Below are 18,574 nucleotides of genomic sequence, written 5' to 3'. Positions count from 1 at the left end.
CATGTCGCCTGGATTGCGACCGCTTCGCGCTCGATCGCGGGCAAGTCCCGCTCCCACAGGATCTGCGCGGTGTGGGAGCTGGCTTGCCAGCGATGAGGCCGGGTCAATCAGGCTTCTTGTCGACCCACTTGGGTAGCACGGGGGCTTCGAAGCTGTCCATGGCGTCGAGCAACTCGGCCGGTGAGTCGGCCAGTTGCAGCATGGCGCGGTGTTGCGGGCGCACGAAGCCTTCTTCCACCACATGGTCAAGGAAGCTGCCCAGCTTGCTGTAGAAGCCGTTGACGTCGAGCAGGCCCAGCGGCTTGGCGTGGTAGCCCAACTGGCCCCAGGTCCAGACTTCGAACAGTTCTTCCAGGGTGCCCAGGCCACCTGGCAAGGCGACGAAGGCGTCGCTCAGCTCGGCCATGCGCGCTTTGCGCGCGTGCATGCCGTCGACCACTTCCAGGCGGGTCAGGCCGGTGTGGCCAATCTCGGCGTTTTTCAGCGCCTCGGGAATGATGCCGATCACCTCGCCACCCGCAGCCATGGCCGCATCGGCAACGATACCCATCAGGCCCACGGCGCCACCGCCGTAGACCAGGGTCAGGCCGCGCGCGGCGATGGCCTGGCCGAGGGCGATGGCCGCCTCGCGGTAGGCTGGGTTGACGCCGGTGCTGGCGCCACAGAACACACAAACGGAACGTACGGGCATTGCTTCTCTCCGGTTACAAGCGCACACAGAGTAAGGCGCTAGCCGCCCGCTTCCAAGCCCGCAGCATTCATTCTGGCCGGGCAAACTCGCACGACGCGCCCGCAGCACCGCAGGCGTAGGCGGCCAGGAGGCCGTTGAGGAAAGTACCAAAGGACATGATCATTTACTCCTAAATGAGAGGTTGTCTCATCCTCCCTCAAAGGTGCATGATGGGCACTTAGATTTCCTGTATACAATCCATAGAACAAATTTACTGCCTGGCTCTTCGGCCAGCGCTTGACCCACATCATGGGCCGGCCTTGCGGTTTCAGGCAGTCTTCAAACTGATAAAAACCCCTGCCATGGAGATTCACGATGTTTGCCAAAGTTGTTGCAGTATCCTTGCTGACCCTCGCCAGCACTCAGGTATTTGCCGCTGAGTGCAAGGCGACGATCGACTCCACCGACCAGATGTCGTTCAACACCAAGGCTCTGGAAATCGACAAGAGCTGCAAGACCTTCACCGTCGAGCTGACCCACTCCGGTTCGTTGCCGAAGAACGTCATGGGCCACAACCTGGTCATCAGCAAAGAAGCTGACATGCAGCCGATCGCCACCGAAGGCCTGGCTGCCGGCATCGACAAGAGCTACCTGAAAGAAGGCGACGCGCGCGTGATCGCCCACACCAAGATCATTGGCGCTGGCGAGAAGGATTCGCTGACCATCGACGTGTCCAAACTCAAGGCGGACGAGAAGTACGGCTTCTTCTGCTCGTTCCCTGGCCACATCTCGATGATGAAAGGCACCATTACCCTGAAGTAATTGCCCTGGGGCTGCTTTGCAGCCCATCGCCGGCAACGCCGGCTCCCACACCGATTACCGTGGGAGCCGGTGTTGCCGGCGATTCAATCAGCGCCTCAAGGCGCGAATGGCATCTCGCGCTTGTGCTGGGTCTTGCGGTACGTGGCACTGATGATGTCGAACGCTTCCTGGCTCACCGGCTCGCCATGCAAAAACGCATCGATCTGCGCATAGGTCACGCCGTGGGACGCTTCGTCCGGCTTGCCGGGCGCCAGGTCTTCCAGGTCTGCGGTCGGGACCTTATCCACCAGTGATTCCGGCGTGCCAAAGCTGCGGGCGATGGCCCGTACCTGGTTCTTCACCAGGCCACTGAGCGGCGCCAGGTCGCAGGAACCATCACCAAATTTGGTAAAGAAACCCATCACCGCTTCGGCGGCATGGTCGGTGCCGATCACCAGGCCCTGACGGGCGCCGGCGATGGTGTACTGGGCAACCATGCGCATGCGCGCCTTGGTGTTGCCGACGACGAAGTCGACCATCGCCGGCGAGCCGTTCTCCAGGGCCTTGACCTCGGCTGCCAGGGCGCGCACGGCCGGGGCGATGTCGACGGTGTGCACCTCGTCGGCCTTGATCACCTCCAGGCAGGCCTGGGCGTCGTGTTCGTCGTGCTGCACCTGATAGGGCAGGCGCACGGCAATGAAGCGGTACTGCGCGTCACCGCTCTCGCTGCGCAATTCATTGATCGCCCGTTGCGCCATCAGCGCGGCGGTCAGCGAGTCGACGCCGCCACTGATGCCCAGCACCAGGGTCTTTAGCCGTGCGTTGTTCAGGCAGGTCTTGATGAAGGCCACGCGCCGGGTCACTTCGGCTTCGAGCGCGGCGCTGTCGGCGAACGGCGGCTGGACCTTGAGCGCTTGGGCAATCTCTCGCTGGACGGCTTGCATGAATTACTCCTTGGACACTTTGAAGACGTGGCGCAGGTAGGCGACGAAGTTTTCGTCGCGGCATTGGGTCTTGGCCGCCTCATCGGAAATCTTGGCGACGGGCTGGCCGTTACAGTCGGTCATTTTAAGCACGATGCTCATCGGCGCCACCCCGGGCAGGTCGCAGGTGAGGTTGGTGCCGATGCCGAAGCTGACGTTGATCCGCCCGCGCAGGGCACGGAAGATCTCCAGCGACTTGGTCAGGTTCAGGCCGTCGGAGAACACCAGGGTCTTGGTCATCGGGTCGATTCCCAGCTTGCGGTAGTGGGCGATGGCCTTTTCCGCCCATTGCACCGGGTCGCCCGAGTCATGGCGCAGGCCATCGAACAGTTTGGCGAAGTACAGGTCGAAATCGGTCAGGAAGGCATCCATGGTGATGCAATCGGTCAGGGCGATGCCAAGCAGTCCGCGGTATTCGCGCACCCAGCAGTCGAGCGCGGCGATCTGGCTGTCGATCAGCCGCGGCCCCAGTTGCTGGTGGGCCATGATCCATTCATGGGCCATGGTCCCCAGCGGCTTGATATCCAGTTTCCGTGCCAGGTGCACGTTGCTGGTGCCGACGAAGCGCGCCGGGAAATCATCCTTGAGTACCCGTACCACTTCTTCCTGAACCTTGTAGGAGAAGCGTCGGCGGGTGCCGAAGTCGGCCACCTGCAGCTCGGCCAGTTCCTCGCTGCTGGCATTGGCCTTGAGCCAGTCGAACTTGCGATACAACTGGTCGCGGGCATCGCTCAGTTTTGCCTGGGGATGACGATGGCGGTTGCGCACTTCGCTGATGATCGCCAGCAATGGCACTTCAAACAGGATCACGTGCAGCCAGGGCCCGCGCAGGCGCAGGTACAGCTGATCGTTCTCGACCCCCAGTTGCAGGTAGCGCAGGTTGAAGCGAAACAGCCCGAGAAAGCGCAGGAAGTCCGGCTTCATGAAGCTGATCTGTTCAAGGAAGCCCAGCTGGCCATTACCCAGGCTCAGTTCGCACAGCTGCTCGATCTGTTCGCGGATCTGCGCCAGATAAGGGCGCAGGTCTTCACCGTTGCGGCAGCGGAATTCCCACTCGACGTCGACGTTGGGGTAGTTGTGCAGCACGGCCTGCATCATGGTCAGCTTGTAGAAATCGGTGTCGAGCAGGTTCTGCACGATGCGATCGGCAAATGCACTCTCGCTCATAGGGGGCTCCAAAGGGGGCGCACGCCATCACTGCCAGTGATGACGCACAGACTTGCGCATTGTGCCAGCCTTTGTCGCCATGAGGGCAGGCCGGGGCAGGGGTAATTCGGTAGCAGGCTACAGGTAGCGGCGCTTTTAGCGGTCAGCGACTAGCCTGTAATGGTGCCCGCTGTAGCAGTCGCGCACCAAGGATGTGCAGTTCGGTTACGCATCCTGTTACAGGCTGGTTGCACGTAACCAAAACCCAGGGTTGCAATGATGGCACTTCGCGGTTGCTCTTTTTTGTCGGGGCGGGTGGCGCTTTCCGTAAGGCAGACGGTTGCACGACCAGTAAAAAAAGGCCGCGAATCCTTGCTGCGCAACTTGTTCACGAGTTTTTCCAGAATAAAAAACCAATGGCACGGCCCTTGCTCAGAGCAATTGCTGAAAGTTGTAGTGCCAACCAAAAAAAACTCCAGGAGCACCACCTCATGTCGCAGACGTTTTACAAGAAAGGCTTTCTGGCCCTCGCCGTGGCTACGGCGCTGGGCATTTCTTCGTATGTTCAGGCCGACATCAAGATCGGCGTAGCAGGCCCGATGACCGGTGCCAACGCAGCGTTTGGCGAGCAGTACATGAAAGGTGCACAGGCGGCAGCCGACAAGGTCAATGCCGCGGGCGGGGTCAACGGCGAGAAGATCGTGCTGGTCAAGGGTGACGACGCCTGCGAGCCGAAACAGGCCGTGGCCGTGGCCAACCGCCTGGTTGACCAGGACAAGGTCATCGGTGTGGTCGGGCACTTCTGCTCGTCCAACACCATTCCGGCCTCTGAGGTGTATGACGAGGCCGGTGTCATCGCAATCACCCCGGGTTCGACCAACCCGGCAGTTACCGAACGCGGCCTGACCGGCATGTTCCGCATGTGCGGGCGTGACGATCAGCAGGGTATCGTCGCCGGCGACTACATCGTCGACGTGCTCAAAGGCAAGAAGGTCGTGGTCCTGCATGACAAGGACACTTACGGCCAGGGCCTGGCGGATGCCACCAAGGCCCAGCTTGAGAAGCGTGGCGTGAAACCCGTTCTTTACGAAGGCCTGACCCGGGGCGAGAAAGACTTCAGCGCCGTGGTCACCAAGATTCGCGGCGCTGGTGCCGATGTCGTCTACTTCGGTGGCCTGCATCCGGAAGCGGGTCCTCTGGTGCGGCAACTACGTGAGGCGGGTCTGAAAGACGTCAAGTTCATGTCCGATGACGGCATCGTAACCGACGAACTGGTCTCCACCGCTGGTGGCCCACAGTACGTCGATGGCGTGTACATGACCTTCGGCGCCGACCCGCGCCTGCTGCCAGACAGCAAGGCCGTGGTCGAGGAGTTCCGCAAAGGCGGTACCGAGCCAGAAGGCTACACCCTGTACGCCTACGCCTCGGTCCAGGCCCTGGCTGCAGCGTTCAACGGCGCCAAGTCGAACAAGGGCGAAGACGCTGCCAAGTGGCTCAAGGCCAATCCGGTGCAAACCGTGATGGGCGAGAAGAAGTGGGACACCAAGGGCGACCTGACGGTCTCCGACTACGTGGTCTACCAGTGGGACAAGGACGGCAAGTATCACCAACTGGAAAAACAAAAATAACAACGGTAGGCGACCCGGGCTTGTGCCCGGGTCGCTACCCGGTTTTGCGCCGTACCTGTCTTTTCTCGTAGATCTGCACAACCCTGCGCTGCGAGGGCCGCTTCATCCGGGGCTCACCGTAGTCGGCGCTTGTGCAATCTCAAATACGTGAGATTGCGTTATGGATGGTATTTTCCTGCAGCAACTGGTCAACGGGCTGACCCTCGGGTCTGTCTATGGCCTGATCGCCATCGGCTACACAATGGTCTATGGCATTATCGGCATGATCAACTTCGCGCACGGCGAGGTGTATATGATTTCCGCGTATCTCGCGGCAATCAGCCTGGCATTGCTGGCGTATTTCGGTATCGAATCCTTTCCCTTGCTGATGCTCGGGACGCTGATCTTCACGGTGGTGGTCACCGGTGTCTACGGCTGGACCATCGAACGCATCGCCTACAAACCCCTGCGTAACTCCACCCGCCTGGCGCCGCTGATCAGTGCCATCGGCATCTCGCTGATCCTGCAGAACTACGCGCAGATCAGCCAGGGCGCACGCCAGCAAGGCGTACCGACCCTGCTCGAAGGCGCCTGGCGCGTCGAGGTGGGCACCGGATTCGTCCAGCTGACCTACACCAAGATCTTCATCCTGGTGGCAGCCTTCGTCGGCATGGCCGCACTCACCTACATCATCAAGTTCACCAAACTTGGACGCATGTGCCGGGCCACCCAGCAGGATCGCAAGATGGCCTCGATCCTCGGTATCAACACTGACCGGGTGATCTCCTATGTGTTTGTCATCGGTGCAGTCATGGCGGCCCTGGCCGGCGTGCTGATCACCATGAACTATGGCACCTTCGACTTCTATGCCGGCTTCATCATCGGCATCAAGGCCTTCACCGCTGCGGTCCTCGGTGGCATCGGCTCATTACCGGGCGCCATGCTCGGCGGGATCATCCTCGGGATTTCCGAGTCGTTGTTCTCCGGGCTGATCAACTCCGACTACAAGGACGTGTTCAGCTTCTCGCTGCTGGTGCTGATTCTGATCTTCCGTCCCCAAGGCCTGCTGGGTCGCCCACTCGTGGCGAAGGTGTAAGTATGTCTGCTGCCAATACAACTACATTCGATATCAAGCGCAGCCTGATCGATGCGATTCTCGCCGGGCTGATTTCCCTGATCGTGTTCGGGCCCATCGTCGGCGTGGTGCTCGACGGCTACAGCTTCAACCTTGAACCCACCCGCGTTGCCTGGCTGGTGGCCGGGGTCATGGCCGGGCGTTTCTTGCTCAGCTTGTTCCTGCAGACACCCAAGGGCCAGTCGATCCTCCAGGGCTTCGAGGGCAGCGGCTCCGGGGTGCACGTGCTGGCGCCAGACTACAAATCGCGGCTGCGCTGGATCATCCCGGCACTGATCGTGATTGCCATCGTCTTCCCGTTCTTCGCCAACAAGTACCTGCTGACCGTGGTCATCCTCGGCCTGATCTACGTGCTGCTGGGCCTGGGCCTGAATATCGTGGTGGGCCTTGCCGGCCTGCTCGACCTGGGCTACGTGGCCTTCTACGCCATCGGCGCCTATGGCCTGGCCCTGGGTTACCAGTACCTGGGCCTGGGCTTCTGGACTGTGTTGCCACTGGCGGCGATCGCGGCGGCGCTGGCCGGGTGCATATTGGGCTTCCCGGTGCTGAGGATGCATGGCGACTACCTGGCCATCGTCACCCTGGGCTTTGGCGAAATCATCCGGCTGATACTGAACAACTGGTTGTCGTTTACCGGTGGCCCCAATGGCATGCCGGTGCCGTCGCCAACGTTCATGGGCCTGGAGTTTGGCCGCCGGGCCAAGGACGGCGGGGTGCCTTTCCATGAGTTTTTCGGCATCGCCTACAACCCCAATGTGAAATTCCTGTTCATCTACATCGTGCTGTTCCTGGTGGTGCTGGCGGTGCTGTACATCAAGCACCGGCTGACCCGCATGCCGGTCGGCCGCGCCTGGGAAGCGTTGCGCGAAGATGAGATCGCCTGCCGCTCCATGGGCTTGAATCATGTGTTGGTGAAACTCTCGGCCTTCACCCTCGGCGCCTCCACCGCCGGCCTTGCCGGGGTGTTCTTTGCCAGTTACCAGGGTTTCGTCAACCCGTCGTCGTTCACCTTTTTCGAGTCGGCGCTGATCCTCGCCATTGTCGTGCTCGGCGGCATGGGCTCGACCGTCGGCGTGGTGATCGCCGCGTTCGTGCTGACGGTGGCGCCGGAACTGCTGCGCAGCTTCTCCGAATACCGGGTGCTGTTGTTCGGCGTGCTGATGGTGTTGATGATGATCTGGAGACCGCGCGGCCTGATTCGCATCAGCCGTACCGGTGTAGTTCCGCGTAAAGGAGTGGCGCCATGAGCGATGACGTGATTCTCTCGGTTGAAAACCTGATGATGCAGTTCGGCGGCATCAAGGCGCTCAGCGATGTCAGCCTCAAGGTCAGACGCAACCAGATCTTCGCCCTGATCGGCCCCAACGGTGCAGGCAAGACCACGGTGTTCAACTGCCTGACCGGCTTCTACAAGGCCAGTGGCGGCAAGATCGAACTGAACCTGCGCGGCACCCGCACCAACGTCATCCAGCTGTTGGGCGAACGCTTCCAGCTGGGCGATTTCGTCTCGCCCAAGCGCTTCATCAACCGCCTGCACTACAAGATGTTCGGCGGTACCCACCTGGTCAACCGCGCCGGGCTGGCGCGGACCTTCCAGAACATCCGCCTGTTCCGGGAAATGTCGGTGGTCGAGAACCTGCTGGTGGCCCAGCACATGTGGGTCAACCGCAACCTGCTGGCCGGCGTGCTCAACACCAAGGGCTACCGCAAGGCCGAAAGCGATGCCCTGGACCATGCCTTCTACTGGCTGGAAGTGGTCGACCTGGTCGACTGTGCCAACCGCCTGGCCGGTGAGCTGTCGTACGGGCAGCAACGTCGCCTGGAAATTGCCCGGGCCATGTGCACGCGCCCGCAGATCATCTGCCTGGACGAACCGGCCGCCGGCCTCAACCCGCAGGAAACCGAAGCGCTGAGCAAGATGATCCGTGTGCTGCGCGACGAGCATGACCTGACCGTGGTGCTGATCGAGCACGACATGGGCATGGTCATGAGCATTTCCGACCATATCGTGGTGCTTGACCACGGCAACGTGATCGCTGAGGGCGCGCCACAGGACATCCGTCACAACCCGACGGTGATTGCCGCCTACCTGGGCGCCGATGAAGAGGAACTGGTATGAGTACACCGATCCTCGAACTGAAAGAGATCGACGTGTTCTACGGGCCGATCCAGGCCCTGAAGAAAGTCTCGCTGCATATCGATGAAGGTGAAACGGTGAGCCTGATCGGCTCCAACGGCGCCGGCAAGTCGACCCTGCTGATGTCGATCTTCGGCCAGCCGCGGGCAGCGGCCGGGCAGATCATCTACCGTGGCACCGACATTACCCACAAGTCATCGCACTACATCGCTTCCAACGGTATTGCCCAGTCGCCGGAAGGCCGCCGGGTGTTCCCTGATATGTCGGTGGAAGAGAACCTGATGATGGGCACCATCCCCATTGGCGACAAGTTCGCCAGCGAGGACATGCAGCGTATGTTCGAGCTGTTCCCGCGGCTCAAAGAGCGGCGCAACCAGCGCGCCATGACCATGTCCGGCGGCGAGCAGCAGATGCTCGCCATCGCCCGGGCTTTGATGAGCCGGCCCAAATTGCTGCTGCTCGATGAGCCGTCGCTGGGCCTGGCGCCGATCGTGGTCAAGCAGATCTTCGCCACCTTGCGCGAGCTGGCGCAGACCGGCATGACCATCTTCCTGGTGGAGCAGAACGCCAACCATGCGCTGAAACTCTCGGACCGCGCCTACGTGATGGTCAACGGCCATATCCGTATGACCGGCACGGGCAAGGAGCTGTTGGTCAACGAGGAGGTGCGTAACGCCTATCTGGGCGGGCACTGATCGGTAGCTGAAAAAAACGCCCCGCTTGACGGGGCGTTTTTTTGTCCACAGTTTTGTGGAAAACCTTGCGGCGACTTTCTTTTGGGCGCGACAGAAAGTCGCTTTAACTGGCTGTTTTATCAGCTTTTGAGTTGTCCACTATTGGTGTGGAAGCGACTGTGGGTAACTTGGGTGCAGCTTGCTGGAAGCCTTTATCTACAAGGCTTTCAGGCTTGTGATTGTTTTTTGATCAGGTTTTTTTCCGGCGTTCGCATCGGGGTTTGTCAAGTGTTTTGTCCTTAGCGCAAATGGCGATTAAACGGCTCCAACAGCCTGTGGATAACTCTGTGGGCAAGCCTTGGAAAGATCGACGTAGACAGCGTCGTTACAGGCCTGGAGCCATCATGGAAATCCGCGCCTTGGGCGACTGCTACCACCCTGAGGTCAAGGCCAGCGCCCAAGGTCAAGGAAAATACTTGCTCAAGGCCCGGATTACGCGGCTTGCAGGGTTTTCAAGTTGCCCCCGGATTTTGTGGAAGGGCTTGTGGATAAGATGCGCAAAGCTTGCTACAGGCCGTCTATACCGGGGCTTACACAGGTTTGATCGTTTTTTGTACAGTGTCTTGAATGGCTTGCTGCCGAACGCGGCGGCGGGCATGCTGCAAACCCTGTGATCAGCCTCATCAAGGAGACCCGCATGACCTCTACCGTATTCATCACTGGCGCAACCTCCGGCTTCGGCGAAGCCTGCGCCCGTCGTTTTGCTGAAGCCGGCTGGTCGCTGGTGCTGACCGGTCGCCGTCAGGAGCGCCTGGAAGCGCTGTGTGCCGAGCTGTCGCAACAAACCGAAGTGCACGGCCTGGTGCTCGATGTGCGTGACCGCAAGGCCATGGAAGCGGCCATCGCCAACCTGCCACCGGCGTTCGCCAAGCTGCGCGGGCTGATCAACAACGCAGGCCTGGCCCTGGGCGCTGACCCGGCGCCCAAGTGCGACCTCGATGACTGGGAAACCATGGTCGACACCAACATCAAGGGCCTGATGTACAGCACCCGCCTGCTGCTGCCACGGCTGATCGCCCATGGCCGTGGCGCGACCATCCTCAACGTCGGCTCGGTGGCGGGTAACTATCCGTATCCGGGCAGTCATGTGTATGGCGGCACCAAGGCGTTTGTCGGGCAGTTCTCGCTGAGCCTGCGCTGCGACCTGCAGGGGACTGGCGTGCGGGTGAGCAATATCGAGCCGGGCCTGTGCGAGAGCGAGTTCTCGCTGGTGCGTTTCGGTGGTGACCAGGCGCGTTACGACGCCACCTATGCCGGGGCCGAGCCGATTCAGCCGCAGGATATCGCCGAGACCATCTTCTGGATCATGAACCAGCCGGCGCACATCAACATCAACAGCCTCGAGCTGATGCCGGTGAGTCAGGCGTGGGCGGGTTTTTCGATCGATCGTTCAGGCAAGGCTTGAGGGCCTTTCGCTGGCAAGCCAGCTCCCACAGGGATTTCAGGCCACCAGGGCCATTGTGGGAGCCGGCCTTGCCGGCGATAGCGTCAAAGCTGACGCTGCAGCCCTTCCAGGCAAGTCGCCAGATGGTAAGGCGTAGTCGACGGCATATCGAAGCGGCTGACCTTGCCATTGGCATCCCGGCACTCATACCAGCCTCCGGCATGCAGGAAATTCTGCTGCAGCGCCTTGAACTGGGCCAGCACCGTGGCGGCGCTCGCCGGGCGCAAGGTCAGGGCGCGCAGGTATTCGGCCTGGGCCCAGATGCGCTGGGTTGCGTCGCGCACCTGGCCATCGGCGCTGAGCATTGCCAGCACCGCCGTGTCTTTCACGCCGCAGTGTTCGGCATAGGCGAATGCCCGGCTGAGCGACCCATGCAACTCGCCACCGCGTAACAGCGGCGAAGACTCCAGCAAGTAGAACCATTCGAACTGGTGACCCGGTTCGAACCAGTTATCCACAGCCCCGCGCGGCTTTTCCAGCATCACCCCGTGTTCAGGGTCGATGAAGTGCGTCTGCATGGCCGCTGCCAGGGTTTCCAGCGCTTGCTGAACAGTTTCATCGTCACGCACCGACAGGGTGGCGAGGAAGGCTTCGGCCAGGTGCATCAGCGGGTTCTGCAGCGGGCCGCTGGCCAGGTCCGACCAGTCTTCGCCAAGGCTCGCCTCGTACAGGCCGTCATCACGGGCGAACTGCACGGCCACCACTTCCAGCGCAGCGTTGAGGGTCGACTCGACCAGCGGCTCGCGGACCTTGCCCCAGTAATGCGCGCAGGCGAAGACGATAAAGGCGTGGGTGTAGAGGTCCTTGCGTCGGTCCAGCGGCTTGCCCTGGGCATCGATGCTGTAGAACCAGCCGCCGTGCTCGGCATCATGGAAGTGCCGCTGCAAGGAGCGAAACAGAGCCGCGGCGCGCTCGCTGGCGCCGGGCTGCTCGATACGGCTGCTGAACAGGTACAGCTGGCGTGCGCAGGCCATGGCCCGGTAGCGCTGCACCGGCATGGGTTGCTGCTGTGGGTCGAGGGCTTCGAAGGGCAGGGCCATGTCTGCATTCCAGCCCGGGCCTTGCCACAGCGGCACGATGCGCTGGTCAAAGTGCGTCTGGACCTCGGCGAGCAGGGCGGGCAGTTCAGGCTGGGCAGTACGAAGGTCGGGCATGGAAAAAGTTCGTCGCGGTCGGTGCGTTTGCGCGCAATGGTAGCAGGAAACGGCGGCGACTTTGCCGGCCTCATCGCTGGCTGTAGGAGCGGGCTTGCCCCGCGATGAGGCCAGTTCAGCCAGCACAGCAGACTGCCTACAGGGTGCTGAGCCCCTGCCAGTGCTTGGCGCCGACAAAGATGAAGCGCAGCTGTTGGGTGATTTTTTCCGGGGCGCTGATCGGTTCGACGGCGCTGGCGCTTGGTTCGTCGATCAGTTCCGGCAGGGTGGCGAACACGGTTTTCACCACCAGGTCGGCCATCACCGCCAGGGCTGCGGCGTCCAGGTGCTGCCAGCGCGGCATGCGCGCAAGGTCGGTGGCCAGGTCCGAGCTGATGCCCTGGCGCAGGGTACCGATAGCCTGGCGTACCGGCTGCGAACCACCATATTGCTCGCGGGCCAGGAACAGGAACTGGGCGCGGTTGGCTGCCACCACGTCGAGAAAGATCCGCACCGAGGCATCGGTGATGCCGCCGAGCTCGAATTCGTTCTGGCGCACCAGGCGGATGGTCTGGCGAAAGGTTTCGCCGACTTCATTGACCAGGGCCAGGCCCAGTTGGTCCATGTCGGAGAAATGCCGGTAAAAGCCGGTAGGGACGATGCCTGCGGTTTTCGCCACTTCGCGCAGGCTGATGCTGCCGAAGCCTCGACCGCTTTCCATCAGGTGGCGGGCGGCATCCAGCAGGGCGTGGCGGGTCTGTTGCTTTTGTTCGGCGCGCGGCAGCATGGCAAGTATCGGCAGGCAGTGAAACAGCCCTGCACTCTAATAGCCTGGCGCCAGAAAAACAAAGCCCGGTCAATGGACCGGGCTGGGAGGGGAGCTACTACAGCACTGGTGTCTCTTGTTGTCTGGCATAGGCTTCAGCTCGCGCGTTGGATTTCGATCAGACGATCAGAACCACCTTCTGCGACCTCGAAGCGTGCTTTCAGACGGTCAGAACCACCTTCGGCTACCTTGTAGTACTGTTTCAGGCGATCAGCACCACCCTCGGCAACCTTGACCCGGTCATTCAGGCGATCAGCACCACCTTCGGCAACGCGGTTGTTGCGGTCAAGTACGCGATCCGAGCCACCTTCGGCAACACGGTTGTTGCGCTCCAGCAGCCGATCCGAACCGCCTTCGGCCAGCGGGTTCAGCGGTTGCGAAATCACCGTCGAGCTGGAACGCGATTCGGCGCTCAGGGCTTGTTCGGCGGCGGGAACGGCAAAGGCGTTGGCGGCCAGGATGGACAGGGACAGGCTCAGCAGTAATTGGCGTTTCATGATTCGGTGCTCCTCGGCGGGGCTGGAAAGTGGGTACGGAGCCAATGCTACGCCGGGAAACGCCAGATAAAAGTTCATAAAGATAATGGTAACAATCAACGGAATTGATGCTTTGCAGCGGCCGCTCTAAGCCGCGGTTTACGGCGCGATGAGCGACTGCGCCGAGGTCGTTACCGGGGCAGCCGGATGAGGTAACGATCGACAAAAGTTGAGAAAAAGGTCAGAAAAAACCTCGTTATCATGGCTGATCAATTAAACCCCTCGGGTTTTCATCAGTCCGAAGAGATAAGTGCCATCAACGCGCCCGCTTTTTGCCATGCAGTCATCAGGAGAATCGTGCAATGACGCGCCCCGCCAAAATCATCACCTGGACCCTCGCCAGCCTGCTGCTGGTCCTGGCCGTAGTGGTGATCGTCATCGCCACCTTCGACTGGAACCGGGTCAAGCCCACCCTCAATGCCAAGGTCTCCGAAGCACTGCATCGGCCCTTCGCCATCAACGGCAACCTGGCGGTGCGTTGGCAGCGTGAGCCGGAGCAAGGCGGTTGGCGCGCCTGGCTGCCATGGCCGCACTTCATCGCCGAAGACCTGACCCTGGGCAACCCAGATTGGCTCAAGGAGCCGCAGATGGTCGGCCTCAAGCGCGTCGAGTTTCGCCTGGCGCCGCTGCCGCTGCTGGTGCAGCAGATCGTCATTCCACGCATCGATCTCAACCAGCCGACCGCCAGCCTCAAGCGCCTGGCCGATGGCCGTGCCAACTGGACCTTCGACTTCGGCCCCAAGGACGAGCAGGCCGAACCGTCGAAATGGGTGCTCGACATCGGCGCCATCGGCTTTGACAAGGGCCAGGTAAGTCTCGATGACCAGACCCTGAAAACCCGCCTGGAGGTGTTGATCGACCCGTTGGGCAAGCCGATCCCGTTCAGCGACATCGTCGGCAAGGCCTCGGCGCAGAAGGCCGGTGCTGCCCAGGACTACGCCTTCGGCCTCAAGGTCAAGGGCCGCTACAAAGGCCAGGCGCTGGCCGGCACCGGCAAGATCGGCGGCCTGCTGGCCCTGCAGGACGCTTCGCAGCCGTTCCCGCTGCAGGCCGACATGGCCATTGGCGAAACCCGCATCGCCGTCGCCGGCACCCTGACCGACCCGCGCAATCTCGGCGCCCTCGACCTGCGCCTGCGTCTGTCAGGAGCGAGCCTGGGCAACCTGTATCCGCTCACCGGCGTGACCCTGCCCGATTCACCGCCCTATGCCACCGAGGGTCATCTCACGGCCAAACTGCATGAACCTGGCGGCGCGGCGTTTCGCTATGAAGGCTTCAACGGCAAGATCGGCGACAGCGATATCCATGGTGACCTGGCGTTCGTCGCCAGCCAGCCGCGGCCAAAGCTGAGCGGCAAGCTGGTTTCCAACCAACTGTTGTTCAAGGACCTGGCGCCGCTGATCGGGGCCGACTCCAATGCCCAACAGAAAGCCCGAGGCGGTGCCAGCAAGCAACCCGCAGGCAAGGTGTTGCCGGTCGAGGAATTTCGCACCGAACGCTGGCGGACCATGGACGCGGACGTGACCTTCAGCGGCAAGCGCATCGTGCACAGTGCCGAGCTGCCGTTCACCGATCTTTCCAGCCACTTCGTCCTCGAGGATGGCGTGCTGCGCCTGGCACCACTGCGCTTTGGCATCGCCGGCGGCAAGCTCGACGCCCAGGTGCGCCTCGATGGCCGTAGCGTGCCGTTGCAGGGACGGGCGCAACTGAGTGCGCGTAACTTCAAGCTCAAGCAGCTGTTCCCGACCTTCGAGCCGATGAAGACCAGCTTCGGCGAACTCAATGGCGACGCCGACCTGAGTGGTCGTGGCAACTCGGTGGCAGCGCTGCTGGCGACCGCCAATGGCGACTTGAAAATGCTGATCAACGATGGCGCCATCAGCCGTGGATTGATGGAGATCGCCGGGCTCAACGTTGGCAACTATGTGGTCGGCAAGCTGTTTGGTGACAAGGAAGTGAAGATCAATTGCGCGGCAGCCGACTTCGGTATCAAGGATGGCCTGGCGACCACGCGGGTGTTCGTCTTCGATACCGAGAACGCGATCATCTACATCAACGGTACCGCCAACTTCGCCAGCGAGCAGCTGGATTTGAAGATCAACCCCGAGTCCAAGGGCGTGCGCCTTATTTCGTTGCGCTCGCCGCTGTATGTGCGCGGGCCGTTCGCCAAGCCAAGCGCTGGCGTACAGGCCTTGCCGCTGGCCTTGCGTGGGGTGGGGATGGTGGCTCTGGGGGTGACAGTGGGGCCGGCGGCGGGGTTGCTGGCACTGATAGCGCCAAGTGGGGATGTGCCGAACCAGTGCACGCCCTTGCTGGAGCAAATGAAGGCTGGCAAGGCGCCGCGGGCAGTGAAGGCGGGTTGAGAGGAAGCAATCGCGGGTCAAGTCGAGCCGTCGCACCGCCGCTCCCACAATGGAACTGTGTGCACCAGACCTGTGGGAGCGGGCTTGACCCGCGATAAGGTCTACAGGCCTTGCAGCAAATCCGCCATGTCGTCGGCGTGCTCCTCTTCCTGGGCCAGGATGTCTTCGAAGATCCGCCGCGTGGTCGGGTCGCTCTCGCCGATGTACTGGATGATCTCGCGGTAGCTGTCGATGGCAATCCGCTCGGCGATCAGGTCTTCCAGGACCATCTCCTTGAGGTTGCTGCCGGCGACGTATTGGGCATGGGAATTCTTGCTCAGGTTGTCCGGGTTCAGGTCCGGTTCGCCGCCCAGCTGGACGATGCGTTCGGCCAGTTTGTCGGCGTGCTCCAGCTCCTGGGTGGCGTGCTCGAGGAATTCGTCAGCTGCGACACTGGCCTTGATCCCGCTGGCCATGTAGTAGTGGCGCTTGTAGCGCAGGGCGCAGACCCACTCGGTGGCCAGCGACTCGTTGAGCAGGCGCAGGATTTTTTCCCGGTCGGCGCTGTAGCCTTCGGTCACGGCGCCCTGCTCGACATGCTGGCGGGCGCGTTCACGCAGGGTTTTAACATCGGTCAGTTCAACGTTGCTCATCATCATCTCCAGGCTGAAAACGGATAGATCTTCACGCTCTGTCGGCGCGCTGGTTACTAAAGCTGTGAGTCGCCAGCACGGGGAAAAGTTTTATAGCTTGGCCTTGGCCTTTTCGACGGCCTCGTCATCGACCTGGCGTTGTTCGCAGGTCTTGAAGCCCTTGGCGTCGACATGGCCGGTGGCATCGAAGCGCACGTAATAGGCCTGCTGCTTTCCGTTACGGTTGAGGATGTAGTTGTTGCAGGTACCGCCGTGGGGCAGGTCGATCACAGTCGATGGGCTGCCGCCAATGGCAATCACCCGCTGCATGGTCATGCCGTTCTCGACCTGCTTGACCAGCGGCTCTTCGTGATAGGTGACGTAGTCCACCGGGTTTTCCGGGCGGCTGCCGCAGGCGGCCAGGGTGGCGGTGGTCAGCAGAATGGCCAGGGTCTGTTTGTACATGGTTGAGCTCCTTGCTGAGGGTCTATTGGCTTGGAACCCCAGCGAGCGGCGGGAGTTCGATTGCGATTGCCGTCGAAGTGCCTGTAGTGTTGGGCGACTGTCCACGGAACGGGGAATGCAGCCATGGCCCAAGGGCTCGCCACGCGTTATCCACTGGTGCTGGTGCCAGGCATGCTCGGGTTTGTCCGCCTGCTGCTGTATCCCTACTGGTTCGGGATCGTTTCGGCGTTGCGCCGGGGCGGGGCGACGGTGTTTGCCGTGCAGGTGTCGCCGCTCAACTCCTGCGAGGTGCGCGGCGAGCAGTTGTTGCTGATCATCGAGGACCTGCGTCGGCGCACTGGCGCCGACAAGGTCAACCTGCTTGGCCACAGCCAGGGCGCCCTGACGGCGCGCTATGCGGCCGCCAAACGGCCGGAATGGGTGGCGTCCGTCACCTCGATTGCCGGGCCCAATCACGGCTCGGAGCTGGCCGATCACCTGCATGACTATTACCCCGCCGACTCCGCGCGCGGCCGTGTGCTCAAGGCTCTGCTGCATGGGCTGGGGGTTTTGATGGGCTGGCTGGAGACCGGCTGGCGCGGGCCGAAACTGCCGATTGACGTCCACGCCTCGCACCAGTCGCTCACCAGTGCCGGCGTGGCGCGCTTCAACCAGGCTTATCCACAGGGCCTGCCGACCACCTGGGGCGGCGAGGGACCGGCCGAGGTGAATGGTGTGCGTTACTACTCCTGGTCCGGCACCCTGCAACCGGGCCGGACCGATCGCGGCCTCAACCGCCTGGACGGCAGCAATCGCTTCTGCCGCCTGTTCGCCCGCACCTTCGTGCGGGAAAAGGGCCAGTGCGACGGCATGGTCGGGCGCTTCAGCTCGCACCTGGGCCAGGTGATCGGCGATGACTATCCGCTCGATCACCTGGACATCGTCAATCAGTCGCTAGGTGCGGTGGGCAAGGGCGCAGAGCCTGTGCGGCTGTTCACCGAACATGCTGCCAGGCTCAAGGCTGCGGGACTGTAGCGCTGCGGCGCAGGGGTGTTTTCCAGCGTTCGGCGAGGATCACCCCGACCAGGGTCAGCACCCCGCCCACCAGGTGATAGAGGGCCAGCTGCTCGCCCAGCACCATGGCAGCGATCACCGCTGTCACCGCTGGCAGCAGGTTAAAGAACAGCGTCGTGCGACTCGGGCCCAGACGGCTGACCCCCTGCATCCAGGCCAGCGGCGCGATCATCGAGGCCAGTACGCAGGCGTAGATCACCAGGCCGATGTTGCCCGCGCCCAGGCCGGTCTTTTCCGAGAACAGGAACAGCGGAAACAGCACGATGATCGCCACCAGCACCTGCAGATACAGCAGCTGCAGCGGTGGGATGCGCAACTGCCACTTTTTCAGCAGGGTGCTGTACATCGCATAAGCCAGGGTGGCGATCAGCATCAGCGCATCACCGCCGTTGACCCCGTGTTGCACCAGCACCGCCAGATCGCCAGCCGACACCACAACCAGCACGCCGATGAACGACACCACCGCGCCAATCAGCGCACCGATGGTCAGGCGCTGGCCGAGGCTGATGATTGCCAAGGCCAGGGACATCAGCGGCATCAGCGAGAGGATGATGCCCATGTTGGTAGCGCTGGTGATGGCGGCGGCGAAGTAGGCCAGGCTCTGGTACACCGCCATGCCGAGTACGCCGAGAATGAAGATCTTGCCCAGGTTCGGGCCAATCGCCGCCCAGTTGCGCAACACCGGCCGCAAAAGAAAGGGCGTGAACAGCAGGCCGGCGAGCAGCCAGCGATAGAAGCCGATCTCGGCCGGGAAGATCGCCCCGGCAGACATCTTGGTGACCACGGTATTGCCGGCCCAGATGAAGATTGCCAGCAATGGAAACGCATAATTCATGAAACAGGAACTCTTGAGGGTACAGGCAGCTATTATCCGCTTGTCTGTCTTGTTGTTTATACTTGTATCCAGACAACCCGCCCATAGATCCAGAC

19 protein-coding genes are annotated in these 18,574 nt (G+C 61.8%); 10 read left to right on the top strand and 9 right to left on the bottom strand.

All coding sequences use genetic code 11. The features are described from left to right. Window positions 1–103: 103 nt before the first annotated feature. Window positions 104–691, bottom strand: a complete 588-nt coding sequence (locus tag JV241A_RS22330) for a TIGR00730 family Rossman fold protein (RefSeq protein ID WP_115089071.1) — start codon at window positions 689–691, stop codon at window positions 104–106. A gap of 354 nt (window positions 692–1,045) precedes the next feature. Here JV241A_RS22330 and azu point away from each other — a divergent pair, with 354 nt between their 5' ends. Further along, entirely contained in the window at window positions 1,046–1,492 is a 447-nt protein-coding gene (azu, locus tag JV241A_RS22325; RefSeq protein ID WP_115089069.1) for an azurin, read from the top strand. A 95-nt stretch (window positions 1,493–1,587) separates the two neighbouring features. On the opposite strand, the gene nadE is transcribed toward azu, so the two are convergent. Together nadE and pncB are read right to left on the bottom strand one after the other, a co-directional pair. Then, complete coding sequence (gene nadE, locus JV241A_RS22320) at window positions 1,588–2,415, bottom strand: ammonia-dependent NAD(+) synthetase (RefSeq protein WP_134064503.1); 828 nt, start codon at window positions 2,413–2,415, stop codon at window positions 1,588–1,590. A gap of 3 nt (window positions 2,416–2,418) precedes the next feature. Further along, the gene (pncB, locus tag JV241A_RS22315) at window positions 2,419–3,621 is read right to left on the bottom strand and encodes a nicotinate phosphoribosyltransferase (protein ID WP_038997430.1); all 1,203 of its coding nucleotides are present in this window, start codon (window positions 3,619–3,621) and stop codon (window positions 2,419–2,421) included. A 470-nt stretch (window positions 3,622–4,091) separates the two neighbouring features. Here pncB and JV241A_RS22310 point away from each other — a divergent pair, with 470 nt between their 5' ends. From JV241A_RS22310 to JV241A_RS22280, 7 genes are all read left to right on the top strand, one after another. Then, window positions 4,092–5,228 carry a branched-chain amino acid ABC transporter substrate-binding protein gene (locus tag JV241A_RS22310; RefSeq protein WP_115089065.1) on the top strand — a complete coding sequence of 379 codons (1,137 nt, stop codon included), beginning with the start codon at window positions 4,092–4,094 and terminating at the stop codon, window positions 5,226–5,228. A gap of 160 nt (window positions 5,229–5,388) precedes the next feature. Beyond that, entirely contained in the window at window positions 5,389–6,303 is a 915-nt protein-coding gene (locus JV241A_RS22305; RefSeq protein WP_010221625.1) for a branched-chain amino acid ABC transporter permease, read from the top strand. Between the two features lie 2 nt (window positions 6,304–6,305). Continuing rightward, complete coding sequence (gene livM / locus JV241A_RS22300) at window positions 6,306–7,589, top strand: high-affinity branched-chain amino acid ABC transporter permease LivM (RefSeq protein ID WP_115089064.1); 1,284 nt, start codon at window positions 6,306–6,308, stop codon at window positions 7,587–7,589. Continuing rightward, a complete protein-coding gene (locus JV241A_RS22295) occupies window positions 7,586–8,461 on the top strand; it encodes an ATP-binding cassette domain-containing protein (protein WP_038997426.1) in 876 nt (291 codons plus the stop codon). Before livM ends, JV241A_RS22295 begins: the two co-directional genes overlap by 4 nt. Continuing rightward, window positions 8,458–9,174 (top strand): ABC transporter ATP-binding protein, encoded by a 717-nt coding sequence (locus JV241A_RS22290; RefSeq protein ID WP_123564965.1) that lies wholly within the window; start codon window positions 8,458–8,460, stop codon window positions 9,172–9,174. Before JV241A_RS22295 ends, JV241A_RS22290 begins: the two co-directional genes overlap by 4 nt. Window positions 9,175–9,557: 383 nt before the next feature. After that, window positions 9,558–9,827, top strand: a complete 270-nt coding sequence (locus tag JV241A_RS22285) for a hypothetical protein (RefSeq protein ID WP_115089060.1) — start codon at window positions 9,558–9,560, stop codon at window positions 9,825–9,827. Between the two features lie 23 nt (window positions 9,828–9,850). Continuing rightward, window positions 9,851–10,618: an SDR family oxidoreductase gene (locus JV241A_RS22280; RefSeq protein ID WP_134064501.1), complete on the top strand. Its 768-nt coding sequence runs from the start codon at window positions 9,851–9,853 to the stop codon at window positions 10,616–10,618. Between the two features lie 83 nt (window positions 10,619–10,701). Here JV241A_RS22280 and JV241A_RS22275 read toward each other — a convergent pair whose 3' ends face one another. From JV241A_RS22275 to JV241A_RS22265, 3 genes are all read right to left on the bottom strand, one after another. Continuing rightward, window positions 10,702–11,811, bottom strand: a complete 1,110-nt coding sequence (locus JV241A_RS22275; RefSeq protein WP_115089058.1) for an AGE family epimerase/isomerase — start codon at window positions 11,809–11,811, stop codon at window positions 10,702–10,704. Window positions 11,812–11,947: 136 nt separating this feature from the next. Then, window positions 11,948–12,577: a TetR family transcriptional regulator gene (locus tag JV241A_RS22270; protein WP_134064499.1), complete on the bottom strand. Its 630-nt coding sequence runs from the start codon at window positions 12,575–12,577 to the stop codon at window positions 11,948–11,950. Between the two features lie 134 nt (window positions 12,578–12,711). Further along, window positions 12,712–13,113, bottom strand: a complete 402-nt coding sequence (locus JV241A_RS22265) for a hypothetical protein (RefSeq protein ID WP_134064497.1) — start codon at window positions 13,111–13,113, stop codon at window positions 12,712–12,714. Window positions 13,114–13,454: 341 nt separating this feature from the next. Here JV241A_RS22265 and JV241A_RS22260 point away from each other — a divergent pair, with 341 nt between their 5' ends. Next, on the top strand, window positions 13,455–15,515 hold the full coding sequence (locus JV241A_RS22260) for an AsmA family protein (protein WP_134064495.1): 2,061 nt from the start codon (window positions 13,455–13,457) through the stop codon (window positions 15,513–15,515). Between the two features lie 101 nt (window positions 15,516–15,616). Here the strand turns inward: JV241A_RS22260 and JV241A_RS22255 are convergent, their stop codons facing one another. Together JV241A_RS22255 and osmE are read right to left on the bottom strand one after the other, a co-directional pair. Beyond that, window positions 15,617–16,147, bottom strand: a complete 531-nt coding sequence (locus JV241A_RS22255) for a ferritin-like domain-containing protein (protein WP_010221634.1) — start codon at window positions 16,145–16,147, stop codon at window positions 15,617–15,619. A gap of 90 nt (window positions 16,148–16,237) precedes the next feature. Further along, on the bottom strand, window positions 16,238–16,591 hold the full coding sequence (gene osmE, locus JV241A_RS22250; RefSeq protein WP_134064493.1) for an osmotically-inducible lipoprotein OsmE: 354 nt from the start codon (window positions 16,589–16,591) through the stop codon (window positions 16,238–16,240). A gap of 123 nt (window positions 16,592–16,714) precedes the next feature. Between osmE and JV241A_RS22245 the strand changes: the two genes are divergently transcribed. Beyond that, window positions 16,715–17,605 (top strand): triacylglycerol lipase, encoded by an 891-nt coding sequence (locus JV241A_RS22245; RefSeq protein ID WP_115089049.1) that lies wholly within the window; start codon window positions 16,715–16,717, stop codon window positions 17,603–17,605. Here JV241A_RS22245 and JV241A_RS22240 read toward each other — a convergent pair. Then, entirely contained in the window at window positions 17,586–18,479 is an 894-nt protein-coding gene (locus JV241A_RS22240) for a DMT family transporter (protein ID WP_134064491.1), read from the bottom strand. The genes JV241A_RS22245 and JV241A_RS22240 overlap by 20 nt on opposite strands. Window positions 18,480–18,574: the final 95 nt, after the last annotated feature.

Origin of the sequence: Pseudomonas sp. JV241A, assembly GCF_900275665.1 — a bacterium.
In the GTDB taxonomy this organism is placed as follows: domain Bacteria; phylum Pseudomonadota; class Gammaproteobacteria; order Pseudomonadales; family Pseudomonadaceae; genus Aquipseudomonas; species Aquipseudomonas wadenswilerensis.
The sequence above is the reverse complement of the archived record's forward strand: the minus strand, read 5'-3'. Positions and strand labels throughout refer to the sequence as shown.